Origin of the sequence: Streptomyces sp. XM83C (assembly GCF_023072675.1) — a bacterium.
In the GTDB taxonomy this organism is placed as follows: Bacteria; Actinomycetota; Actinomycetes; order Streptomycetales; family Streptomycetaceae; genus Streptomyces; species Streptomyces thermocoprophilus.
In genome coordinates this window covers 1-5,878 of the sequence record NZ_JALLGL010000356.1, presented here as the reverse complement: position 1 = coordinate 5,878, position 5,878 = coordinate 1, and the positions used below count along the sequence as shown (strand labels likewise).

Here is a 5,878-nt window from a genome sequence, read left to right as displayed (position 1 = left end):
CCGCTCGGGAGCGAGGCCGGGGGCCGGTGCGTCCCGGCCGGCGGCGGGCCGGTCAGGTGGCCCGCCAGGGCTGCGCACCTGTCCGGGTGGCCCGCCGGGGGCGGCGGGCCGGGAGGGTCGCTCAGAGGGCGAGGCCGGTCAGGACGAGGACCCGCTCGTAGGTGTAGTCCTCCATCGCGAACCGCACGCCCTCGCGGCCGACCCCGGACTGCTTGACGCCGCCGTACGGCATCTGGTCCGCGCGGTAGGACGGGACGTCGCCGATGACGACACCGCCGACCTCAAGGGTGCGGTGGGCGCGGAACGCGGTCTGCACGTCGTGCGTGAACACACCCGCCTGAAGGCCGAACTTGGAGCTGTTGACCGCGGCGAACGCCTCGGCCTCGCCGTCCACCTTCTGCACGGTGAGGACCGGCCCGAAGACCTCCTCGCAGGCGAGGGTGACATCGCCGGGGACGTCGGCGAGGACGGTCGGCGCGTAGGAGGCGCCGTCGCGCTTGCCGCCCGCGAGCAGCTTCGCGCCGGCGGCCACGGCCTCGTCTACCCACGTCTCGACGCGCTTGGCGGCGTCCTCGCTGACCAGCGGGCCGACGTCGGTGGCGTCGTCGGAGGGGTCGCCGGTGACCTGCGCCTCGACGGCGGCGACGATACGCGGCAGCAGCCGGTCGTAAACGGACGCGTCGGCGATCACGCGCTGCACGGAGATGCAGGACTGGCCGCCCTGATAGTTGGAGAAGGTCGCGATGCGGGTCGCGGCCCAGTCCAGGTCCTCGTCGCTCGCCCAGTCGGCCAGCACGACGGCCGCGCCGTTGCCGCCCAGCTCCAGGGTGCAGTGCTTGCGCGGCACCGAGTCCATGATGGCGTAGCCGACCGTGTCGGAGCCGGTGAAGGAGATGACCGGCAGCCGCTCGTCCTGGACGAGGGCGGGCATACGGTCGTTCGGCACGGTCAGCACCGACCAGGAGCCCGCCGGGAGGTCCGTCTCGGCGAGCAGCTCACCGAGGAGCAGCGCGGACAGCGGGGTGGCGGGGGCCGGCTTGAGGATGATCGGCGCGCCGGCGGCGATCGCGGGGGCGACCTTGTGGGCGCACAGGTTCAGCGGGAAGTTGAACGGCGCGATGCCGAGGACGACGCCCTTGGGGAAGCGGCGGGTGAGCGCGAGCCGGCCCTGGCCGCCGGCGTCGGTGTCGAGGCGCTGGCCCTCGCCGCCGTTGAAGCGGCGGGCCTCCTCGGCCGCGAAGCGGAACACGGACACGGCACGGCCGACCTCACCGCGCGCCCACTTGATCGGCTTGCCGTTCTCGGCGGAGATCAGCTGCGCGATCTCCTCGGTGCGCTCGGCGAGCCGCTTGCTGACGTGGTCCAGGGCGGCGGCGCGTACGTGCGCCGGGGTGGCGGCGAACTCGTCCCGTACGGCGTAGGCGGCGGCCACGGCCTCCTCGACCTGGGCCTCGGTGGGCACGGAGACGGTGCCGACGAGCCGGCCGTCCCACGGAGAGGTGACGTCGAAGGTGTCCTCGCCGGTGGCCTGGCGGCCGGCGAGCCAGAAGGCGTGGGTGGAAGTCATTGCGAGTCCCGGCCCTTCCGCGTTGGGGGATGTTCGTTCGCTGACCACGGTAGGGCCGGGGTGCCGGTCGGTCGTTTGTCCGGGCCGTCACAATCGCTCCGGGGCACGCGCCGCTTTGGCGTAGGCGGGGGCGCGGGTGTGCGGCGAGGGTGCGGCGGGCGGCCACTGGGCAGGTGCTACGACGGCTCGGCCGAGGTCGCCTTCAGCGCCAGCCACAGTTCCATCCGGACGTCCGGGTCGTCCAGGGAGCGGCCGAGGATCTCCTCCACGCGGCGCATCCGGTAGCGCAGGGTGTGGCGGTGGACGCCGAGGTCGGCCGCGGCGGCGTCCCACTGGCCGTGCCGGGACAGCCAGGCCCGCAGGGAGGCGACGAGGTCGCCGCGGCCCGTGGCGTCGTGTTCGTGCAGGGCGCGCAGCAGGCCGTCCGCGAACGCCTTCACCGCGTCGTCGGCGAGCAGCGGCAGCACCGACCCGGCGGCGAGCTGTTCGTGCTCGACGCAGACCCGGCCCCGGCGCCGCGCCACCGACAGGGCCTGCTCGGCCTGCTTGTAGGCGGCTGCCGCGGCGATGGGCCCGGCGGGGGCGGACAGGCCGACGACGAGTTCGCCGTCCTCGGCGGGCGGCTGGTCCCGTGTCTCCACGGCCCGCGCGGACTCCAGGGCGGCGGCGTGGTCGACGCAGGCGGTGACGGCGGCGCCCTGGTCCGCGGCGAGGACGACGAGCCGTTCGCCTTCGGGTACGACGAGGACGGCCTCCCCGGCGTGGGCGGCGGCTGCCTCCACGCTCTCGGCGAGCGCGGCGAGCGGGTCACCGGCCGCTCCGGGCGCGGCCGGTGCGGGGGCGGGCGGGGGCCTGTCGCCCTTCACGCGCGCGTGCGCGTCGGCGTGGGCGCGGGCGGCCGTCGCGGACGCGGACTCGGCGACGATCAGCCGGAAGGGCGCGTCGAGGAGCCCGCCGTACAGGTCGCCGGCGACGGCGCGCGCGTGGTCGGGTTCCCCGGCGAGGAGCATGCGCAGGACGGCGGCTCCGATGCGCTGTTCGGCGGCGTGCAGCGAGCGGGAGCGTTCGGTGGTGAGGGTGAGCAGGGCGATGGCGGAGTGGACGGCGTACCGCTCGGCGGTGCCGGGGGCGGCGGCGGTGCCGACGGCGAGCGCGGCGCGGGGGCGGCGGCCGGTGCCGAGGGAGTGCAGTTCGACGCGGTCCTCGTGCTCGGGGCCGCCGACCACGACGGAGGCGGGCGCGGGCCGCTCCCGCAGCCGTTCCACCTCGGCGGTGAGGCGGGCGGCGCGGCGGCCGGCCCACTCGGGTGCGGCGGCGACGACGGCACCCGAGGCGTCGTACAGCGCGGCCCAGCCGTCGACCTGCGCGGCGAGCGCGCCGAGGAGGCCCTCGGGGCCGGCGTTCAGGGCCTGCTTGGTCAGCTCGCGCTGGGCGGCGAAACCGGCGGTGACGGCCCGGTACTGGTCGGCGGCGATGGCCGCGGAGACGGCCTTGCTGATGGCGAGGAACGGGGTGCGGCGGGGCACCTCCAGCAGCGGCAGGCCTTCCTCGGCGCACGCGTCGACGAGCGCGGCGGGGATCTCGTCGTAGTTGACGCCGACGGCGAAACCCAGCCCGACGACGCCCGCGCCGACGAGCCGCTTCACATAGCGCCGCATCGCCTCGGGGTCCTCGGCGTCCAGCTTCAGCGCGGTGATCAGCAGCAGCTCGCCGCCCTCCATGTAGGGGACGGGATCGGCGAGTTCGCTCACATGGGCCCACCGGACGGGCACGTCCAGGCGGTCCTCGCCCGCCCGCACGGTCAGCTTGAGCGCGGAGTGGTGGGCGAGGGAGGCGAGGGTGGGGGGCATCGGGCCTTCAGGTGGACGGACCTCGGGTGATCTTTTGGCCGCTGTGTATGAACGGCCTAGGGTGATTCTGCCTCACCGTACGGTCGCCTGTGCAGCGGTCGGCTTCTCGGCCCCGCGCGCCCGACTCCCCCGGGCCGTCAGCCCCGCAGAACCCGGCCCACCGGCCATCAACCCCGCAGAACCCGGCCCACCGGCCATCAACCCCGCACGCCCGACTCCCCCAGGCCGTCAGCCCCGCAGGTCCACCAGCAGTGGCGGCGCATGCTCCCCCTCGACGGTGGTCAGGGACAGCACCGCGTGCCCCGGCGGCACCTCGTGCGCGAGCTCGGAGGCCGACCAGCGTTCCCGCTCCACCTGCCGTACGGTGACCGCCTCCGTGGTGACGGCCTTCCCGGTGACCAGTTTGCGCAGGGCGTGCAGCAGGCGTGTCATGGGCTGGTCGGCGAAGACGGTGTGCTGGGCGACATCGCGGGTCTCGACCCATTCGGTGCCCCACGCCCCGGCGAACCGGCTGCCGTCCCAGGTGGTGACCCCGGACAGGGCCATACGGCAGCCGACGGCCGCGTACAGCGGGCCGTGCAGCGCCTCCGGTACGTCGGCGACGGTGCGCAGGGCGAGCACGACACCCGCGTTCCGCGCCCGCAGCCCCTGGAGGCGGCGGACGGACCCGGCGGTGACGGTGCCGGTGGCGTCGTCGAGGACGAGGCACGCGAAGTGGTCGCGCCCGGCGGTGCGGGCGACGGCGGTGAACTGGGCGAGGATCAGCCGGGCGAGCAGCCGCGACGCCTCCTCGTGGCCGTGCTCGGGCAGATCGATGCGCACCCGCAGCGGATGGTGGGCGACGGCCCGCAGGGAGAACGGGCGGATGGTGTCGTCGCCGGCGCCGAAGAAGTCCGCGAAGGCGGGCCGGTCCAGCAGGGCGAGCCGGTCGGCGAGCACGGGCCCCGGGTCGCCGGCGGTGCCGGACTGGCGGACCCGGGCGTCCAGTTCGCGGCGCATCGCGGCGTGCCGGTCCTCGGCGAGCGCGGCCCGCAGGTCGGTCAGCGCGGCCGGGTCGCCGTCCAGCAGTTCGCGCAGCACGGGCAGGGTGGGGAAGCGGCCGTGCACGGCCCGGTAGGGGCCGAGGAGCTGGGCCAGCGCGGTCGCCGCGCGCTGGGTGCCGACGGAGTCGAGGTCGGCGGCGAGGGCCTCGGCGAGGAGCGCGGCGGCCTCGTCGGGGTCGTCGGTGCCGGCGTACGGGTCGAGGTCGTGCACGGAGCGCGGGTCGCCGATGCGGACGACGACGTCGAACGCGTCGTCGGGTCCGAGCCCGGCGCCCGCCGCGCCCACGGCGACGACGGCGCACGCCCCGGTCAGGGCGTGCAGGGCGAGGTTCTCGACGAGCGGCGCGGTGACGTGCCGGGTCTTGCCGGCGCCGGGCGGGCCGACGACGAGGAGGGACGTGCCGAGGGCGTCGGGGCCGAGGGCGGCGCCGGCGCCCCGGTAGGCGAGGGGGGTGCGCTCGTGGTCGGCCCAGCGGCCGATGCGTACCTGCCCGGTGAGCAGATCGTGCCGTGCGGCGCGCACGGGCAGGTCCCGGGCACCGGAGGGGTGGGTGAGGGCGGCAGCACCGTGGCGGAGCACGGTGTCGGTGAACCGGGCGAGGCGGCCCTCGCGGCGGGCGCGGCGCCAGGCGTGGCGGAGGCGGGCGCAGTCCACGTCGTTCATGCGCCCGGCGGCGACCTCCGCGGTGAGGGTGTCCGCGGCCTGCCGCTGTCCGGCCTCGCGCAGTTCGGGCCACTGGGTGGGCGGCAGCGCGGCGGGAGGTACGGCGTCGGAGGGGCCGGCGGCGGCGCGGCGGGCCTGGAGGACGTCGCGCAGCAGCGGCAGCCAGCCGCCGATGCGGGCGAACGGCCAGACGACGAGCAGGGTGATCACGGCGTACAGCGCATCGGTGCGCCACGGGGAGGTGAAGAAGTCGTAGCCGCCGGTGACCAGGACGATCAGGGAGAACAGGGGGCCGACGACGGGCAGCGCGTCCCAGCCGGCGCCGAACGCGTCGGGGAAGACGAGGCTGAGCGCGGCCAGCGCCCCGATCAGCGCGACGAGGGCGCGGGCGGGCTGGGGGCGCTGGGTGACGGTGTGCCGGACGACGGCGCCCCAGCTGCCGAGCCGGCCCATGCTGTGGACGAGGACGGCGAAGAAGACGCCGTCGTAGACGACCCGGGCCTCGGCGCCCTCCATGCCCTTGGGTGAGGCGAGGGTGCCGCCCCACCACCAGTCGTCCGGGGTGACGAGCCGCAGCAGGGCCCACTGGTAGGGAATGCTGCCGTTGCGCCACAGGGACCACAGCAGCAGTCCCACGACGAGGGGTACGGCGACGCCGACGAGGGTGACCGGGGAGAGCCGCTCGCCGGTGGAGGCGGGGCGGGGGCGGCGGTAGCCGAGCCGCCAGATGCCGGGTTCGGCGGCGGGCCGGGGC

At 76.0% G+C, this 5,878-nt stretch carries 3 protein-coding genes; all 3 read right to left on the bottom strand.

All coding sequences use genetic code 11. The annotated features are described in order from the left end of the window. Positions 1-121: 121 nt before the first annotated feature. Positions 122-1,567, bottom strand: coding sequence for an aldehyde dehydrogenase family protein (locus MTQ10_RS27010; RefSeq protein WP_247472843.1), 1,446 nt, complete (start codon positions 1,565-1,567; stop codon positions 122-124). A gap of 176 nt (positions 1,568-1,743) precedes the next feature. Next, entirely contained in the window at positions 1,744-3,417 is a 1,674-nt protein-coding gene (locus tag MTQ10_RS27005) for a PucR family transcriptional regulator (RefSeq protein WP_247472828.1), read from the bottom strand. A 228-nt stretch (positions 3,418-3,645) separates the two neighbouring features. Continuing rightward, positions 3,646-5,878: ATP/GTP-binding protein (locus MTQ10_RS27000; protein ID WP_247472826.1), on the bottom strand; the 2,233-nt coding region annotated here is incomplete at its 5' end.